The 17,796-nt window shown below is 35.5% G+C and carries 21 protein-coding genes; 18 read left to right on the forward strand and 3 right to left on the reverse strand.

Translation table 11 applies throughout. From position 1 onward, the window contains the following. The first annotated feature begins 34 nt into the window (after nt 1-34). From Q0972_RS14605 to sufD, 11 genes are all read left to right on the forward strand, one after another. Nucleotides 35-1,483 carry a choice-of-anchor B family protein gene (locus Q0972_RS14605; RefSeq protein ID WP_299366890.1) on the forward strand — a complete coding sequence of 483 codons (1,449 nt, stop codon included), beginning with the start codon at nt 35-37 and terminating at the stop codon, nt 1,481-1,483. Between the two features lie 43 nt (nt 1,484-1,526). Then, nucleotides 1,527-2,864 carry a hypothetical protein gene (locus Q0972_RS14610; RefSeq protein ID WP_299366893.1) on the forward strand — a complete coding sequence of 446 codons (1,338 nt, stop codon included), beginning with the start codon at nt 1,527-1,529 and terminating at the stop codon, nt 2,862-2,864. 8 nt (nt 2,865-2,872) lie between these two features. Then, a complete protein-coding gene (locus tag Q0972_RS14615; protein WP_299366896.1) occupies nt 2,873-3,661 on the forward strand; it encodes an MbnP family protein in 789 nt (262 codons plus the stop codon). A 3-nt stretch (nt 3,662-3,664) separates the two neighbouring features. After that, a complete protein-coding gene (locus Q0972_RS14620; RefSeq protein ID WP_299366899.1) occupies nt 3,665-4,726 on the forward strand; it encodes a cytochrome c peroxidase in 1,062 nt (353 codons plus the stop codon). Between the two features lie 106 nt (nt 4,727-4,832). After that, nucleotides 4,833-5,075 carry a hypothetical protein gene (locus Q0972_RS14625; RefSeq protein WP_299366902.1) on the forward strand — a complete coding sequence of 81 codons (243 nt, stop codon included), beginning with the start codon at nt 4,833-4,835 and terminating at the stop codon, nt 5,073-5,075. A 105-nt stretch (nt 5,076-5,180) separates the two neighbouring features. Then, entirely contained in the window at nt 5,181-5,510 is a 330-nt protein-coding gene (locus tag Q0972_RS14630; protein ID WP_299366904.1) for an iron-sulfur cluster assembly accessory protein, read from the forward strand. A gap of 12 nt (nt 5,511-5,522) precedes the next feature. Continuing rightward, nucleotides 5,523-5,933, forward strand: coding sequence for a four helix bundle protein (locus tag Q0972_RS14635; RefSeq protein ID WP_299366907.1), 411 nt, complete (start codon nt 5,523-5,525; stop codon nt 5,931-5,933). 16 nt (nt 5,934-5,949) lie between these two features. Next, nucleotides 5,950-7,398, forward strand: a complete 1,449-nt coding sequence (sufB, locus tag Q0972_RS14640; RefSeq protein WP_299366910.1) for a Fe-S cluster assembly protein SufB — start codon at nt 5,950-5,952, stop codon at nt 7,396-7,398. A gap of 10 nt (nt 7,399-7,408) precedes the next feature. Continuing rightward, a complete protein-coding gene (locus Q0972_RS14645; protein ID WP_299366913.1) occupies nt 7,409-7,825 on the forward strand; it encodes a hypothetical protein in 417 nt (138 codons plus the stop codon). Nucleotides 7,826-7,831: 6 nt separating this feature from the next. Then, a complete protein-coding gene (sufC, locus tag Q0972_RS14650; protein WP_299366916.1) occupies nt 7,832-8,584 on the forward strand; it encodes a Fe-S cluster assembly ATPase SufC in 753 nt (250 codons plus the stop codon). Nucleotides 8,585-8,675: 91 nt separating this feature from the next. Continuing rightward, entirely contained in the window at nt 8,676-9,989 is a 1,314-nt protein-coding gene (sufD, locus tag Q0972_RS14655) for a Fe-S cluster assembly protein SufD (protein ID WP_299366919.1), read from the forward strand. A gap of 46 nt (nt 9,990-10,035) precedes the next feature. On the opposite strand, the gene Q0972_RS14660 is transcribed toward sufD, so the two are convergent. Continuing rightward, complete coding sequence (locus tag Q0972_RS14660) at nt 10,036-10,401, reverse strand: hypothetical protein (RefSeq protein ID WP_299366922.1); 366 nt, start codon at nt 10,399-10,401, stop codon at nt 10,036-10,038. Between the two features lies 1 nt (nt 10,402). Beyond that, nucleotides 10,403-10,696 carry a hypothetical protein gene (locus Q0972_RS14665; protein ID WP_299366925.1) on the reverse strand — a complete coding sequence of 98 codons (294 nt, stop codon included), beginning with the start codon at nt 10,694-10,696 and terminating at the stop codon, nt 10,403-10,405. 180 nt (nt 10,697-10,876) lie between these two features. Between Q0972_RS14665 and Q0972_RS14670 the strand changes: the two genes are divergently transcribed. From Q0972_RS14670 to Q0972_RS14695, 6 genes are all read left to right on the forward strand, one after another. Then, on the forward strand, nt 10,877-12,091 hold the full coding sequence (locus Q0972_RS14670; RefSeq protein WP_299366961.1) for an aminotransferase class V-fold PLP-dependent enzyme: 1,215 nt from the start codon (nt 10,877-10,879) through the stop codon (nt 12,089-12,091). A gap of 45 nt (nt 12,092-12,136) precedes the next feature. After that, nucleotides 12,137-12,979: an META domain-containing protein gene (locus Q0972_RS14675; protein WP_299366927.1), complete on the forward strand. Its 843-nt coding sequence runs from the start codon at nt 12,137-12,139 to the stop codon at nt 12,977-12,979. 33 nt (nt 12,980-13,012) lie between these two features. Next, on the forward strand, nt 13,013-13,435 hold the full coding sequence (locus Q0972_RS14680) for a SufE family protein (protein WP_299366929.1): 423 nt from the start codon (nt 13,013-13,015) through the stop codon (nt 13,433-13,435). Between the two features lies 1 nt (nt 13,436). Beyond that, on the forward strand, nt 13,437-13,763 hold the full coding sequence (locus Q0972_RS14685) for an iron-sulfur cluster assembly protein (RefSeq protein WP_299366932.1): 327 nt from the start codon (nt 13,437-13,439) through the stop codon (nt 13,761-13,763). A gap of 1 nt (nt 13,764) precedes the next feature. Continuing rightward, complete coding sequence (locus tag Q0972_RS14690; protein WP_299366935.1) at nt 13,765-14,277, forward strand: DUF2480 family protein; 513 nt, start codon at nt 13,765-13,767, stop codon at nt 14,275-14,277. 122 nt (nt 14,278-14,399) lie between these two features. Beyond that, nucleotides 14,400-15,332, forward strand: a complete 933-nt coding sequence (locus tag Q0972_RS14695) for a DUF3078 domain-containing protein (RefSeq protein ID WP_299366937.1) — start codon at nt 14,400-14,402, stop codon at nt 15,330-15,332. A 51-nt stretch (nt 15,333-15,383) separates the two neighbouring features. On the opposite strand, the gene hflX is transcribed toward Q0972_RS14695, so the two are convergent. Next, nucleotides 15,384-16,595 carry a GTPase HflX gene (gene hflX, locus Q0972_RS14700; RefSeq protein ID WP_299366940.1) on the reverse strand — a complete coding sequence of 404 codons (1,212 nt, stop codon included), beginning with the start codon at nt 16,593-16,595 and terminating at the stop codon, nt 15,384-15,386. A gap of 72 nt (nt 16,596-16,667) precedes the next feature. On the opposite strand from hflX, the gene Q0972_RS14705 reads away from it, so the two are divergent. Beyond that, nucleotides 16,668-17,618, forward strand: coding sequence for an endonuclease (locus Q0972_RS14705; RefSeq protein ID WP_299366943.1), 951 nt, complete (start codon nt 16,668-16,670; stop codon nt 17,616-17,618). The last annotated feature ends 178 nt before the right edge of the window (nt 17,619-17,796 follow it).

Raw genomic sequence — 17,796 nt, forward strand, 5'->3', positions numbered from 1 at the left:
TAATATACATGGTATAATCTTTATAAATTTTGTTATGAAAATTAGAATGTCATATGTCTTAATTTTTATTATCTTTATTTCCCAATCTATTTTTTCTCAAACCAATTGCGTTAATGGTTTTGCTGGTGAATATCCATGTAATAATATAGATTTGCTTTCTAACATTCCAATCTCTGTACTAGCCAATTCTACTGGAATCCCAGAAGGAAGTGATGTTTGGGGCTGGACAGACCCCTTAGATGGCAAAGAATATGCTCTAGTTGCAACCACAAACAGTACAGCTTTTGTAGATATTTCAGACCCAATAAACCCAATATTTCTTGGAAGACTAGATACCTCTGCTGGTACAAGTTTTTGGCGAGATGTAAAGGTATACAATGACCACGCTTTTATTGTCGCCGATTTGGTCGGCGCGCACGGTATGCAGGTGTTCGATCTTAAGCGATTGAGAAATGTCTCGAATCCGCCTCAAACATTTACAGCAGACACCATATATACAGGTGTTGATAGCTGTCATAACATTGTAATTAATGAGAGTGAAGGCTATGCCTATTTAGTGGGCTGTAATACGTTTAGTGGTGGTATAACCATTGTTGATATTTCTAATCCTTTAAATCCAATAGATGCTGGTGGTTATGCCATTGATGGCTATACTCACGATGCTCAAGTAGTTACTTATAATGGCCCAGACACGGACTACTCTGGAAAAGAAATCCTTATAGGAAGTAATGAAACAAAAGTGGTAATCTTAGATGTAACAGATAAAAATAATGTTGTAAAAATTAGCGATATCTTTTACTCTCAAACAGGTTATACACATCAAGGATGGTTTACCGAAGACCAAAGATATTTTATTTTAGGCGATGAGACTGACGAAATAGATTTCGGAATCAATACTAGAACCCTAGTTTTTGACTTTTCGGATTTAGATAACCCCTCACAATCATCAACTTATTTTGGACCTTCAGAGGCCATAGACCATAATGGCTACGTTTTAGGTAATGAATTTTATTTAGCAAGCTACAGAGCAGGCTTAAGACTACTGGATATCTCAAATATTCAATCTCCAACAGATTCTATGACAGAAATTGGTTTTTTCGATACATATCCCGAAAATGATTTGACATCTTTTAATGGAGCATGGACTGCTTACCCATATTTTAATAGTGGTAACATTGTAATAAGTGATATTGATAGAGGGCTGTTTGTTGTAAGAAAGAATCAAAGTTTGTCTATCGATGACCAAACATATGAAGCTAACTTTTCGTTATCACCAAACCCAACAAGTGACTTGGCTTTAGTTGAAGCCTCTCAAAACCTAATCATTGATACAATTGAAATTTATAATAATCTAGGTCAAAAATTATTTTCAAGATCTAACATCAATAATAACAGCTTCACTTTACCAACATCCAACTTTACATCTGGTATGTATATAGTGAAAATAAACCATAAAATAACAAAAAGATTAATCGTCAATTAACACTGAAAGAAGTTTCTAAATCAAATAAAATAGTCATAGTGATATGAAAAAAAAGGCTATCATATTATCATTACTTTGCCTAACACTTTTGCTTATTAACTGCTCCAGTGATGATTCAGGAAATCCAGCAATTGTAATCAATGGTGACTTAAGTATGGTTAAAACTTACGGAGGCACCAATAACGATAGTGGACAAGCTGTAGTTTCAACAACTGATGGTGGTTACGCAGTTTTAGGATTTACCCAAAGTAATGATGGTGACATTTCAGACAAACAAGATGAAAGTTTTGATTATTGGCTTCTAAAATTTGATGCTCAGGACAATTTACAATGGCAAAAAACATACGGAGGTGATAATGATGACAGAGGAAGCGATATTATTCAAACACAAGATGGCGGCTATGCCATTTTAGGCTACAGTTTCAGTAATAATGGAGATATAACTGCCAATGCTGGCTTGCAAGACTTTTGGTTAGCAAAGCTAGATCCCAACGGCAATATTAGCTGGCAAAAATCGTTTGGTTTTCAAGGAGCAGATTCTGGAATATCTATCATTCAAACCAATGATCAAGGGTACTTAGTTTCTGGAATCCTTGATGTCACCGCTTCAGGCGGACAAGGCGAAACATCTATAAATCTTAATAAACATGCAGGTGGAGATTACTGGGCTTTAAAACTTGATAGTTTAGGCAACTTGGAGTGGAGTCGTTATTTTGGAGGCAATTTTACAGACACACCAGAAGGTATTGTGCAAACCAATGATAACGGATTCATTATTGCAGGTGGCTCGGATAGTAATGATACTGATATATCCAGCAATATTGGAACTTATGACTTTTGGGTGATTAGAATCTCATCTACCGGAGATTTAGTATGGGAAAAGTCTTTTGGAGGCGGTCAAATTGATGAAGCTAGAGCAATAGTGAGCTCTGAAGATGGAAACTTCATCATTGCAGGCGATACTCGTAGTAATGACAATGACATCTCCAATAATTTAGGGGCAGCCGATTTATGGCTCATCAAAATTTCGCCCGAGGGTGATTTAATTTGGGAAAAAACTATTGGCGGAACGAGTTTTGATGTAGCGAGGGCACTGATAAGATCTCAAAATAGTGGGTTTGTCCTTGCCGGTAGTTCTCGCAGCAGTGATATTGATGTTTCCGAAAATAAAGGACAAAATGATGCTTGGGTTCTTCAAGTAGATAGCAGTGGTAATTTGCTTTGGGAAGTCTCAGCTGGTGGCGCCAACATTGATTTTTCGTATGGCGTAGCAGAATTAAACGATGGTTCTATCGTTGCTGTAGGCGATTCTACAAGTAATGATGGAGACATTACAGAGAATAAAGGTTTTACGGACCTACTATTAATAAAAATTAATTGAAGACTAAAATGATCAGGAAAATTTTATTACAGCTATGCATTGTTTTATGTGTTTTTGGATGTGAAAGTGATGATTCCAATTCTGGTAACTCAAATCAGACATCTCCTACGTTCACATTTTCGCACGATTGGGATGGAACTCCAGTTAGTAGTTCAGATTTCAACAATTTTATGTTCACAACCGCCAATGGCGAAAGTGTGAGTATTGAACGTTTACGCTATGTCATTTCCGATATTACATTTACTGCTAACTCTGGCGAGATATTGAATATTAATGGGCACCATTTGGTAGACGTGACTAATGATGAAGGATTTTCTTATACACTCCCAAGTACCATTCCCACAGGTACTTTTGCCAATGTATCCTTCACCTTTGGATTAGATAACGAAGATAATTCCCAAAATTATCCAGATTTAAACTCAGCAAACTTTAATGTTCCTGATATGCTCGGTGGCGGTTATCATTACATGCAATTTGATGGCAAATTCATCAATTCTAATATGGAAGAAATGGGCTTTAATTATCATGCTATTAGAGCGGTTGATGCCTCAGACCCTAATAATTTAATATTTCCTCAAGACACATTCTTCACGGTTAACCTTGGATCTATTCCTATAACCAGTTCGACTGAGATCGAAATAGAAATGAATATCGCTGAGTGGTTTAAAAATCCAAATCTTTGGGATTTGAATGTGTATAATCAAATGTTAATGCCCAATGCTACAGCGCAAATACTAATGTACGAAAATGGTCTTAATGTGTTTAGTTTAGGCGAGATTACTTATGGAACAGAATAGAAAATGAAAAAAAATTGGGCATGGATACTCATAGTTTTACTTTGTTTGAACTGTTCAAACGATGATGGTAGTGGTGGTTATGAACCAACACCAATGCCGTTAGATATTCCAGAGATTTTTTCCAATAATATTATTCCTCCTGTCATTCCAACAGATAACCCACAAACTATTGAAGGTGTAGCTCTAGGCAAAAAACTATTTTTCGATAATATTTTATCAGCCGACGGCACAAAATCTTGTGTATCATGCCATTCACCACAAAGTGCCTTTACGGATAACTCGCCAACTAGTATAGGTATAGATGGTATAGCAGGAACTCGTAACTCCATGCCTATTTTTAACTTAGCTTGGAACTACAATGAACGCTTTAATTGGGATGGAAGTGCGTTGAGTATGGAACGACAAGCTGAAGAGCCTGTTCAAAATCCTATAGAATTGCACAGTAATTGGGATAATGTGGTAGAGCGATTGCAATCGCATCCCGAATATCCAGGATTATTCGAACTAGCCTTTAAAACTTCAACCATAACCAAAGAACTCACCACTAAAGCTATCGCTCAATTTGAACGCACACTGATTTCTGCCAATTCAAAATTCGACCAATATTCTCTTGGCCAAGCAACTTTAACAGAACAAGAATTAAACGGATTGGATATTTTTTTGAGGGAAGATAAGGGCGATTGCTTTCATTGTCATGGCAACCCTAATAACCCACTCTGGACAAATAATGATTTTCATAATAATGGGCTAGATGCTACCTTTACAGACCTAGGCTTAGGGGCTGTTACCGGTGATCCTAACGATAATGGTAAATTCCGTTCACCTTCATTAAGAAATTTGGCATATACAGCACCTTACATGCATGATGGTAGATTTGCCACACTCGACGAAGTCATTGACCATTATAGTGAAGGACTACAGAACTCACCTACTATCGACCCTTTAATGAAACAAATTGCTCAAGGTGGCGTACAATTAACCGATCAGGAAAAAGCAGATTTAAAGGCTTTTTTGTTAACACTTTCCGATCCCTCATTTATTAATAATCCAGAGTTTCAAGATTAAATTACGTAAGAATAATCGGTTATATTAGTGTATTTTGTCGAAAAATAATGTATTTGAGCATTATTTATTGTTTAAATCCTTAAATTTTCAGTCCCAAATTTTATTGATGGAACCTACTTCAAACAAAGCATTACCCTGTGCTGTGTTTGGTCATAATTATGTAAAATCCAAAACAAATTCTGATCAAACGGCCGAACTCACCTGTAGCAATTGTGGAACAGTTGTAACTACGGATAAACATGGTAATTTTGATGAGTTAAGTTTGTCTAACAAAGACATTCAATCAACACTGAGACGATTGTTTCATCTTAATCTTCAAATATCCAAACCTAATTTTCTTAATCCATAGGAAAATTCTATTAAATCATATGCTAATATAATGTTAGCAAACATGGTTAAACCTTAGCTATATCGTATATTTGCATACAATTTAGAATTAATCTACTTTAATATTATGATTAAAGTTTCAGAACAAGCGAAGAAAAAAGTCGTTCAGCTTATGAGTGATGACGGCTACAATCCAGATACCGATTACATAAGGGTAGGTGTAAAAAGTGGTGGATGCTCTGGCTTGTCGTACGATTTAAAATTTGACAAGGAACACGTAGAAGGAGATAAAGTGTTTGAAGACAATGGAGTTAAAATAATCGTTGACAAAAAGAGCTTTCTGTACCTTATAGGCACCACCCTAGAATATTCTGGCGGTCTTAACGGCACCGGATTTGTGTTTAATAATCCAAATGCAAATAGAACTTGTGGATGTGGAGAATCATTTTCACTATAACTATTCAAGATTATGGCAACGGTTAAGCAATTCGAAGATTTAGAAATTTGGCAATCAGCCAGAATACTTTGTGATGCTATCCATACAATAGCCATTAACACAAAATTGAGAAAAGATTCTAAACTTTATGGGCAAATTGATGGCTCATCAGGGTCTATAATGGATAATATAGCCAAAGGATTTGAAAGAAACGGCAATAAAGAGTTTGTGCAGTTTCTTTCAATTGCTAGAGCATCTTGTGGTGAAACAAGATCGCAATTATACCGCTTATTGGATAGAAAATATATAACTGAAAATCAATTTGAAAATCTCTTATCTCAGTGTATTACATTGAGTAAAATGATTGGAGGGTTTATGAATTATCTAAAAAATAGCGATTTAAGGGAAGCGGGTATAAGTCAATTAGCCAACTTTAAACTTTGAATTTTAAACTTTGAACATGACAAAGTATACTGAAGACGATTTAAGGGAAGAATTAAAAACCAAAGAATACGAATACGGTTTTTATACAGACATAGAATCTGATACATTTCCCAATGGCCTAAACGAAGATATTGTTAGAGCCATTTCTAAAAAGAAGGAAGAACCCGAATGGATGACCGAATGGCGTCTTGAGGCTTTCAAAATTTGGAAAGAAATGACCGAACCAGAATGGGCAAATGTTAATTATGAAAAACCAGATTTTCAAGCCATATCTTACTATTCGGCACCCAATAGCAAACCTAAATACGATAGCCTAGACGAGGTTGATCCAGAGCTTTTAGCAACTTTTGAAAAACTCGGTATATCATTAGACGAGCAAAAGAAATTAGCAGGTGTAGCTATGGATGTTGTGGTCGATTCTGTATCAGTAGCAACCACATTCAAAAAGACTCTAGCCGAAAAGGGTATCATATTTATGAGTATTTCAGAAGCTATACAAGAATATCCTGAGTTGGTCAGAAAATATATTGGCACTGTAGTACCTCAAAAAGACAATTTCTATGCAGCTTTAAACTCCGCTGTATTCAGTGACGGTTCATTTTGCTACATTCCAAAAGGTGTAAAATGCCCTATGGAATTGTCTACTTACTTTAGAATTAACCAGGCAGGAACAGGTCAGTTTGAAAGAACATTAGTAATCGCCGATGAAGGTAGTTATGTAAGTTATTTAGAAGGCTGTACAGCACCAAGCAGAGATGAAAACCAATTGCATGCGGCCGTAGTTGAGTTGATTGCTTTAGATAATGCCGAGATTAAATATTCCACAGTTCAAAATTGGTATCCTGGTAATGCTGAAGGTAAAGGTGGTGTCTATAATTTTGTGACCAAACGAGGACTTTGTGAAACCAATGCCAAAATTTCTTGGACACAGGTTGAAACAGGATCTGCCATTACATGGAAGTATCCATCATGTGTCTTAAAAGGTGATAATTCGGTTGGCGAATTTTATTCTATTGCCGTAACCAACAATTTTCAGCAAGCCGATACGGGAACAAAAATGGTGCACTTAGGAAAAAATACTAAGTCTACTATTATTTCTAAAGGTATTTCTGCTGGCAAATCTCAAAATTCTTATCGTGGACTCGTACAAATTAGCTCGCGTGCCGAAAATGCACGTAACTTTTCGCAGTGCGATAGTTTACTCATGGGTAACGAATGTGGGGCACATACGTTTCCGTACATAGAAGCCAAAAATAAGTCAGCACAAATAGAGCACGAGGCCACCACGAGTAAGATTGGCGAAGATCAAATTTTTTACTGTAATCAACGCGGTATAGATACGGAAAAGGCCATTGCCTTAATTGTTAATGGCTTTAGTAAAGATGTACTAAATAAACTCCCGATGGAGTTTGCTGTTGAGGCTCAAAAATTACTGGAAATAAGTTTAGAAGGATCTGTAGGATAAACCACTTATAATGAAAAAGTTAGTATTTATTCTTATGGTTTCAATTGGTCTTTTTTCCTGTAAAAATGAACCTAAGGAAAAAGGCGTTAACTTAGAAGAAAGTCGTGCAAAATCATATGACCAAAATGATGGTTTGGTAACGATGAAAGGTGAGTTTTTATACGATGCCGATAAAAAAGCAGCTGTATTTCAAACTCCCAATGAAATTTATGGCGTAGTGGTTAACGACAATATGCATCTCTTAAATGAAAAAGTAAAAGCTTTTAAGGCCGATGAATATACTTCTGTACCAGTTACCATTAGAGTCAAAAGAATTGAGAATACTGATCAAGCTATTCTGTGGGACAACATTTTAGAAGTAAAAGATATATTAAAGGTGGAAGCACCTGACCCAAATAAAAAAGACGTAGTAAAATTAGCAAACTAAATAGCAATGTTAAAGATAAAAAACTTACACGCTAGTGTAGATGATAAAGCCATTTTAAAAGGTATTGACCTTCATGTAAAACCAGGAGAAGTACATGCCATTATGGGACCTAATGGTTCTGGTAAAAGTACGTTAGCTGCAGTTGTTGCAGGCAAAGAAGATTATGAAGTTGAAGAAGGTGAAATTCTATTAGATGGCGAAAATATTGACGAGCTAGGACCAGAAGAACGTGCTCACAAAGGCGTTTTCATGTCGTTTCAATATCCAGTAGAAATCCCAGGTGTTAGTGTAACCAACTTTATGAAAACGGCTATCAACGAAACCCGAAAAGCTAAAGGCTTAGAGGATATGCCTGCCAACGAAATGCTTAAGATGATTCGCGAAAAATCCGAAATGTTAGAGATAGATCGTAAATTTCTATCGCGTTCGTTAAATGAAGGGTTTTCTGGAGGTGAAAAAAAACGCAACGAGATTTTTCAAATGGCAATGCTAGAGCCTAAGTTGGCCATTTTAGATGAAACGGACTCTGGGTTAGACATCGATGCCCTAAGAATTGTAGCAAATGGTGTTAACAAACTGAGGTCTAAAGACAATGCCGTTATTGTGATAACGCACTACCAGAGATTGTTAGATTACATTGTTCCAGACTATGTGCATGTTTTACATGATGGTAAAATCGTAAAATCGGGACCTAAGGAATTAGCTCACGAGCTAGAGGCAAAAGGTTACGATTGGATTAAAGAAGAAGTTAACGCATAGCTAATTGTTATTCTTGCCTTCGCAGGAATCTCAAATAGCGTAAACAGATAAAAACAAATAAATTCTTGCCTTCGCAGGAATGACAGAACATATGGAATTAAAAGAAAAACTAGTGTCTTCTTTCATGGCCTTTGAAAATATGGTCGATATAGATTCTCCTGTCCATGATATAAGAACTGAAGCTATAAAGCATTTTGAAATCGAAGGTTTCCCTACTAAGCGACAGGAGGCTTGGAAGTATACCTCATTAAATTCGGTGTTAAAACACGATTATAGCGTGTTTCCTAAGCACGAGGAAGCTTTAGATTTTAAGGACGTTAAAAAGTACTTTATCCATGATATAGATTCATATCAAATTGTTTTTATCGATGGAAAGTATTCTTCGCACTTATCACAGACCACTCATGATGGCATTGATGTTTGCTTAATGTCGGCCGCATTGACCAAGCCAAAATACAGATTGATTATTGAAAATTATTTCAATAAAATTGCTACCAAAGATGGCTTATCGTCATTGAATACTGCGTTTTCTGCTGAAGGTGCTTACATTCATATTCCAAAGAATAAATTGGTCGAAAAACCGATTCAAATACTTCATTTCTCTACAGGAAATGAAGCCGCATTAATGCTTCAACCGCGTAACTTAATCGTCGTTGATGAAAACTCACATGTTCAGATTATTGAGCGTCACCAGAGTTTAACAGACAATCCTGTTTTAACTAATAGTGTTACCGAAGTATTTGCCAATAAACGTGCTATTGTAGATTACTACAAAATTCAGAATGATAGGGAAACAGCGTCCTTAATTGATAACACGTTTATCAACCAAAAGCGTGAAAGCATTGCTAAAGTGCATACTTTCTCATTTGGTGGTAAGTTGACCAGAAATAATTTGAACTTCTTCCAAAATGGTGAGCGTATTGATTCTACAATGAAAGGAATCACTATAATTGGTAATAAGCAACATGTAGACCACAATACATTGGTACATCATATAGAACCAAATTGCGAAAGTCATCAGGACTACAAAGGTATTTTTGATGATAATTCCACAGGTGTTTTTAACGGAAAGGTTATTGTTGAAAAGGAAGCACAAAAGACTAATGCGTTTCAGGCTAATAACAATGTATTGATAAGCGACAAAGCGAGTATTAACACTAAACCGCAATTGGAGATTTTTGCAGATGATGTAAAATGTTCTCATGGTTGCACTATTGGTCAGCTCGATGACAGTGCTATGTTCTATTTACGTTCTCGTGGTATTCCAGAAAAAGAGGCAAGAGCATTATTAATGTTTGCCTTTAGTAATAATGTATTGGATTCAGTAAAAATACCAGAAATTAAAAGTAGGATTACTACTATAATTGCCAATAAATTAGGTGTCAATCTAGGTTTTGATTTGTAAATAAATCAGTTATAAAACCAAACTTGAAAAACCACTAAGTATTTGGCTAATTAGCATGTGCCTTAGACTTTCGTTGTAAATAATAGAACAGCATTGCACTCAAGAAATATAGCATTATATCTACTCGATCTGATGTATAACGCTCATAAAATTGTGGTAAGACATATTCAAAGAGCACTGCATAAAAAAGAGCTAAGTACAAAACGTGATAAAAACGTAAATAATAATCTTCATCATTTCTAGTAAATCTTAGTAGTACTAAACTAATCGTTAAGCAGATTGGCACAATTAAAAAATCGTTGACATAATTGTTTACAATTAGAGGTAAGTCTATATTCTGTTTTTGAGCGATGTATATCGACACACCCACAATAACCGAAATAAAAAAGTAGAACTTAATAGTAGTATTCATATCAACCAGCAGCAATAGCAAAGACCAACCACGCTATAAAAGCTCCAATAGCACTAACCACAACAAAAGCCGAATATAAAATCCAACCCAGTACACGAAACATAATGTATCGATGTTGCTGCAAATTTTCTATAAAATCTGGAGGGCTCTTTTTTGCCTTTTCTAACCTCTCGGTATTCTCAGCTTTTATTTGTTGCGCTCTTCTTTTTTTGTATGACAGAAGTGCATCACAGTTTTTACAACGATCTCTATTTTTATTATAGACACCACAATTAATGCACTTTATAATTTTCACTTTTTAGCAGTTTTCTGTTTTTCGATTTAACTTGAATTATTTCTTAAAAGTGGTTTGAAAACTCTTACATTATAAATAATATAAAGATACTTATGAAAAACCAAACCTACTCTTAAAGCATTGTTATAAGTTTTACTTTGTTAAGATTGCTTTGTACCTTTGCATATGGAATTAAAGCTAATGTTAGACGTTCAAAAAATCAGAAAAGACTTTCCGATACTAAATCGTAAAGTCAACGGAAAACCTTTAATCTATTTTGACAACGCGGCAACATCGCAAACACCTCAACAAGTTATTGATGTTATTGTAGATTATTATTCTAATTATAATGCCAATATCCATAGAGGAGTCCATGCGTTGAGTCAAGAAGCCACTGATGCTTACGAGCAAGCACGTCAGAAAATCCAAACACATGTTAATGCCAAACACGCTCACGAAATCATTTTCACTTCAGGAACAACACATGGTATTAATTTAGTGGCCAACGGGTTTTCATCCTTGCTAAAAGAAGGAGATGAGGTCATTGTTTCTGCATTAGAGCATCATAGCAATATAGTGCCTTGGCAAATGCTTTGTGAGAGAACTGGTGCTACATTGAAAATTATTCCAATGGATGACAATGGCGATCTAATTCTTTCAGAATTGGATACACTTTTAAACGAAAACACGAAACTGGTATTTGTTAATCATATTTCTAATGCACTAGGGACCATCAATCCTATTGAAGATATTATAGATAAAGCCCATAATGTAGGAGCCGCTGTTTTAGTCGATGGCGCACAATCTTGTCCACATTTAAAACCAGATGTTCAAAGCTTAAATGTTGATTTCTATGTATGCTCTGCCCATAAGGTTTGTGGGCCAACAGGCATCGGAATGCTTTACGGCAAAGAAGAATGGCTAAACAAACTACCACCTTACCAAGGTGGAGGGGAAATGATTGCTGAAGTTACTTTCGAAAAAACCACTTATGCCGGTTTACCACATAAGTTTGAAGCTGGTACACCAAATGTCTGTGGTGGCATTGCTTTTGGTGCTGCCATTGATTATATGAATGCCATAGGCTTTGAAACTATTGCCCAATACGAACATGAGCTTTTAGAATATGCCACGCATCAATTACAGCAAATTGAAGGAGTAAAGATCTACGGCACAGCTAAAAAGAAAACTTCTGTAATTTCTTTTAATGTCGCCAATATCCATCCTTACGATATTGGTACTATTCTCGATAAAATGGGAATTGCCGTGAGAACTGGACATCATTGTGCCCAACCGATTATGGATTTTTATAAAATCCCTGGTACCATAAGAGCATCTTTTATGTTCTACAACACCAAAGAAGAAATTGACACCTTTATTACAGCTTTGAAAAAGTCTATTTTGATGCTGTCTTAAATGTTTGGCATTAAAAATGTATATTACATATTAAACCTTTTTAATATGAAACTTTTACTCTCCATTTTTAGTCTATTATTATTGACTAACTCTTGTAACACAAGTAAAAATGCAATGAACGCTAAAACTTTAGATCAGAATTCGATTTCTGGTGATTATTTAGTTACGCAAATTGAAAATAAGGCCACAAAAGATTTGGCTTTAAAAATCACATTTGATGCCAATTCAAATAAGGTTACAGGTTTTGCTGGTTGTAATAGTTTTTTTGGAACATACACGCTCGACAATAATAAGATTAACTTTAGCGATATGGCATCATCTAAAAAATACTGTGGAAAAGAGATAGGTGATGTGGAGCAGAATTTCTTAACGCTCTTGAGAAAAGCAAATAAAATAGAGCTTAGAGACAATAAATTAGTACTGTACACAGATGATGTTTCTGTTTTAAACGCTGACAAAATAGAAGTCTCTAAGCTAAATACTACAAATAACCCAAAAAAGGATCTTGTTAAAGAAAATTACAGCAAAACTTTAGTGACTTACAAAGTGCTATCAAGAAGTAAATTCGATTATATTCAAATCTCAAAATCCGAGATTGTGACCTCAAAAGACAGAAATTTAAAAACCATGAATTCTTACCCTTGCAAAGCTGAAGATTGGGAAGCACTAAATAAAATCTTAAACGAAGTTGATGTAGAACATCTAGATCAACTAGAAGCCCCAACAGACAAACGCTTGTATGATGGTGCTGCACATGCTACCTTATCCGTCATAAAAGGTGATGTAGAGATGATGTCGCCAACTTTTGATCACGGTATGCCACCAAAAGAAATAGAAGCACTAGTTAATAAAGTGTTATCTATAAGCGAAAACACCTCTAAACAATAGTGATTTTGTAACTTTGCCACAAAGAGATAGAACATGACAATTGCAGAAATTCAAAATGAAATTATCGATGAGTTCTCTATGTTTGATGACTGGGAAGAACGCTATCAATACATGATTGATTTAGGTAAAACCCTACCCCTAATTGACGAACAATATAAGACTGAAGACCATATTATAAAAGGATGTCAAAGTAAGGTTTGGGTACATGCCAATATGCAAGATGACAAAGTCAATTTCACAGCAGATAGTGATGCCATTATAACCAAAGGCATAATTGCCATATTGATTAGAGTTTTTTCTAACCAGCATCCTAAAGCCATTATTGAAGCCAATACCGATTTTATTGATAAAATAGGATTAAAAGAGCACTTGTCGCCAACTAGAGCCAATGGTCTAGTGAGCATGATAAAACAACTAAAAATGTATGCCATCGCATACCAAACACAATTAAGTTAAAATGAGTGAAGCCAATATAGATACAACAATAATCGGAGATAAGATCGTAAGAGTTTTAAAAACAATTTACGACCCAGAAATTCCTGTAGACATATACGAATTGGGACTAATTTACGATGTTTTGGTCAATGAAGATTACGAGGTAAAAATACTAATGACCTTAACCTCACCCAACTGTCCAGTCGCAGAGACATTGCCTCTTGAAGTCGAAGAAAAAGTAAAATCGATAAATGATATTAAAAATGCAGAAGTCGAAATTACCTTTGACCCACCTTGGTCACAAGATTTAATGAGTGAAGAAGCTAAATTAGAATTAGGAATGCTATAGTATGGCAGAAGAAATTGTTAATAGAGTCGCCCAAAGCAAATTAAAAGTTATTGATCTCGAGGAATTTTATCCTGACGGTAAGCGTATTTTGTTTGATATAAAAGATTGGTTGTTTGAAGGGTTGGTGCTTCGAGAAAAAGACTTTAGAGCATCAGTCTCAGCACACGACTGGTCGCAATACAGAGATTGCTATGTGGCCTTGTATTGTTCAACCGATGCTATAGTACCCGATTGGGCCTATATGCTTATATCCATGCAACTTCAAGGGATTGCTCAATTGACGGTCATTGGTTCTTTAGAGCATTTGGAGTCTATAGTCTACACTTCAATTGTTTCAGAATTAGATACATCTATTTATAAAGATATGCCTGTGATCATCAAAGGTTGTGCTCATAAGCCTGTCCCCGCTAATGCTCTGGTACTGCTGTCCCAAAAGCTAAAACCAATTGCTAAATCCATTATGTATGGTGAAGCCTGTTCTTCTGTACCCTTATTTAAAAGAAAAAAAGTGTGACCTTTCCTCAAAAAAAGGTCTAAGTAGTATTGATTTTCAAAGATTTATACATTAAGCTGAAATCAATAAAGCTTATATTTGCACGCAAATAACAACTTTGGTTTACTAAACTATTACTTATTATGAACAAAAAATTACTTTTATCGGCATTTTTAATGTTAGTCATAACTTTGGGATTTTCCCAAACAAAAGAGGAACTAGAAAAGCAAAAAGCTGAAAAACAAGCAGAAGCTGATAAATTTCAGGCAGAAGCTGATGCGCTACAAGCGCAAATCGATGCCTTGCCCGGATGGAGAATTGGCGCATTTGGTACTATTGGCGGTAGCTTATCTAATTTTAGTAAGTGGTACGCCCAGGGTGCACCTAATAACCAATCCGGTACCATTGGTTTTACGGTTAATGCATTTGCCAATAAAATTGAAGACAAATATTTTTGGAGAAACAGCTTAAACACCAACTTTGCTTGGACCAAACTAGATGACAAGGACAATCCCAATGATAGCGAAGATTTTGAGCCTACAACCGATGTGTTCAACTTAACATCGCTTTACGGTCAAAGACTCAGTGAAAAGTGGGCGGTTTCTGGTTTGGCAGAATATAGAACTACTGTACTCAACAACTTTAATGATCCTGGTTACCTAGACTTGGGTGTTGGTTTTACTTGGACACCGATTACGGATTTGGTCGTAGTAATTCATCCAGCTAACTATAATTTTGTCTTCTCTAGCGGAGATACGGTTTTCGATTCGTCTTTTGGTGCGAAGATTGTTGCCGATTACACCAAACAATTAGGAAAAATTAACTTTAAAACCAACCTTTCGGCTTTTCAAAGTTACGAGGACAGTAACCTCTCTAACTGGACATGGATCAACTCTTTTGCTTACACCTTATGGAAAGGAATTGGTGTTGGTCTTGACTTTGGTCTAAGAAGCAACCATCAAGAAGCTGTTAATTTTGAACAGACTAGAACAGGAGGAAATCCTGACGCCACATTTGATAACGTGGATAATGATATTCAAAGCTATTACACGGTTGGTGTGAGTTATAGCTTTTAAATAAATACAATACTATAGTAAAAAAGGTCGGGCTTATTAGTTCGACCTTTTTTACGAAATATCTTCAACATCTGGATATAAAAAGTGATTGTATGGAAACCTTGTGACATGAATTTGCCTTACTTCCTTGTAGACACGTTTCCTAAATTCATCTAAATTCTCTTTGTTTAATGCAGATATGAACAACGCATTGTCACCAATATTAGACATCCAAGTTTTTTTCCAATCTTCAATGCTGTAATTTGCTTTTGTTCTCTGAGAGATTAAATCGTCTTCATCGAAAGGTTCTGGTTTATAGGCATCAATCTTATTAAAAACCATAATGGTTGGTTTGTCTTTACTATCAATTTCATCCAAGATCTGATTCACCGATTCTATGTGCTCTTCAAAATTTGAATGTGAAATATCCACGACATGTAACAATAAGTCGGCTTCTCGCACTTCATCTAAAGTACTTTTAAAAGACTCTACCAATTGCGTGGGGAGTTTTCTAATAAATCCTACAGTATCACTTACTAAAAATGGTAAATTACCAATAACGACTTTTCTAACTGTAGTATCTAAAGTTGCAAATAGTTTATTTTCGGCAAAAACCTCACTTTTGCTAATAACATTCATCAATGTAGATTTTCCCACATTAGTATAGCCAACTAGGGCAACCCTCACCATTTTACCACGATTACTGCGTTGAACCGCCATTTGTTTATCAATGGCTTTGATCTTGGATTTTAAAAGGGAAATTTTATCGCGAACAATACGTCTATCCGTCTCGATTTCGGTTTCACCGGGACCACGCATACCTATACCACCTTTTTGACGTTCAAGGTGAGTCCACATCCCCTTTAATCTAGGCAATAAGTATTCGCATTGTGCTAATTCAACCTGAGTTCTGGCATAGCTGGTTTTAGCGCGTTGTGCAAAAATATCTAGAATAAGATTTGTTCTATCGAGTACCTTACAATTGAGTATCTTACTAATATTTCTTTCTTGAGCAGGAGACAATTCATCATCAAAAATTACTGTCCCAATTTCATTATCCTTTACAAAATGCATCACATCATCCATCTTACCTGTGCCAATAAATGTTCTAGGATTTGGCATGGCCATCTTTTGTGTGTAGCGCTTTACCACTTCACCACCTGCAGTGTAAGTAAGAAATTCTAACTCATCTAGATATTCTTTAGATTGGGCCTCATCTTGATCTTGGGTAATTATACCTATAAGTACTACCTTTTCTAAAGCAATGTCTTTTTTTTCTATCATATATAAATTAAAGTGCAAAGTTAAACAAATGGGCTATTCTAAATACACTTTAAATATCCTATATTTATTGCCATGAATAAATCTTCCGCAACACATACCATTGCCTTTTATAATATTGAAAACTTATTCGATGCAGAAAACGACCCTTTTACAAATGATGATGATTTTCTACCAACTTCAGCAAAGCGATGGACCCCAAAACGCTATAAAAATAAACTTCGAAAATTGGGCGCTGTCATTTCTAAAATAGGTGATGAAGACTCTAAAGTTGCTCCCGTAATTGTTGGTCTTGCTGAAGTAGAAAACAAAAAAGTCTTATCAGATTTAATAGAAAGCAAAAACCTCATCGATGAAGATTACAGCTATGTGCATTATGATTCTTCAGATGAACGAGGTATTGATGTGGCGCTACTTTATAAAAGCAATCATTTTGAACTTGAGAATTCAGAAACGTATTCGGTATATCTTCAAACCGATACCGGTGAAAGAGATTATACTAGGGATATTCTTCTAGTACAAGGAAAATTGGAAGGCGAATTGCTTAATATCATTGTTAACCACTGGTCATCTAGACGAGAAGGTGAAAAAGAAACCGAATACAAACGTATAGCGGCAGCCAATGTGGTTAATTCAATTGTTCGCAAACTGAAAAAAGATGACGATAGAGCTAAAATAATTGTAATGGGAGACTTTAATGATAATCCAGATAATGACAGCATCGAGTTGCTAGAAGAGGAAAGCGGCTTATTCAACCCCTTCAAAACAGTTTGGTCAAAAGATAATGGTAGTATTAATCATGATTTTGAATGGAACCTGTTTGACCAAATTTTATTTTCAACTAATTTCTTTGACACCAGTAATTTTAGCTTATCCTTTTCTGGTGCAGACGTGTTTAACAACAAGTTCTTAACGCAATACCACGGAAAGTATAAAGGACAACCCTTTAGAACTTTTGTAGGCAAAAAATATAAAGGTGGTTATAGCGATCATTTTCCCGTTTATATAGAACTCAAAAAGACATAAACCATTTATCGATTAATACGGTAGTTGGTCTATTATAACATTGTTAACATCTTGTTAATAGTCATTTTTTATATATTCGAGTCTCTGTAAAAAAGCAACCTAATCAAGGCTTTATTACTGATTAATAGCCTCAATTTACAAATAAAAAATCAATTCCTTTATAATCAGAGTGTTATAA

This window comes from Winogradskyella sp. (assembly GCF_028282165.1).
Classification (GTDB): Bacteria; Bacteroidota; Bacteroidia; order Flavobacteriales; family Flavobacteriaceae; genus Winogradskyella.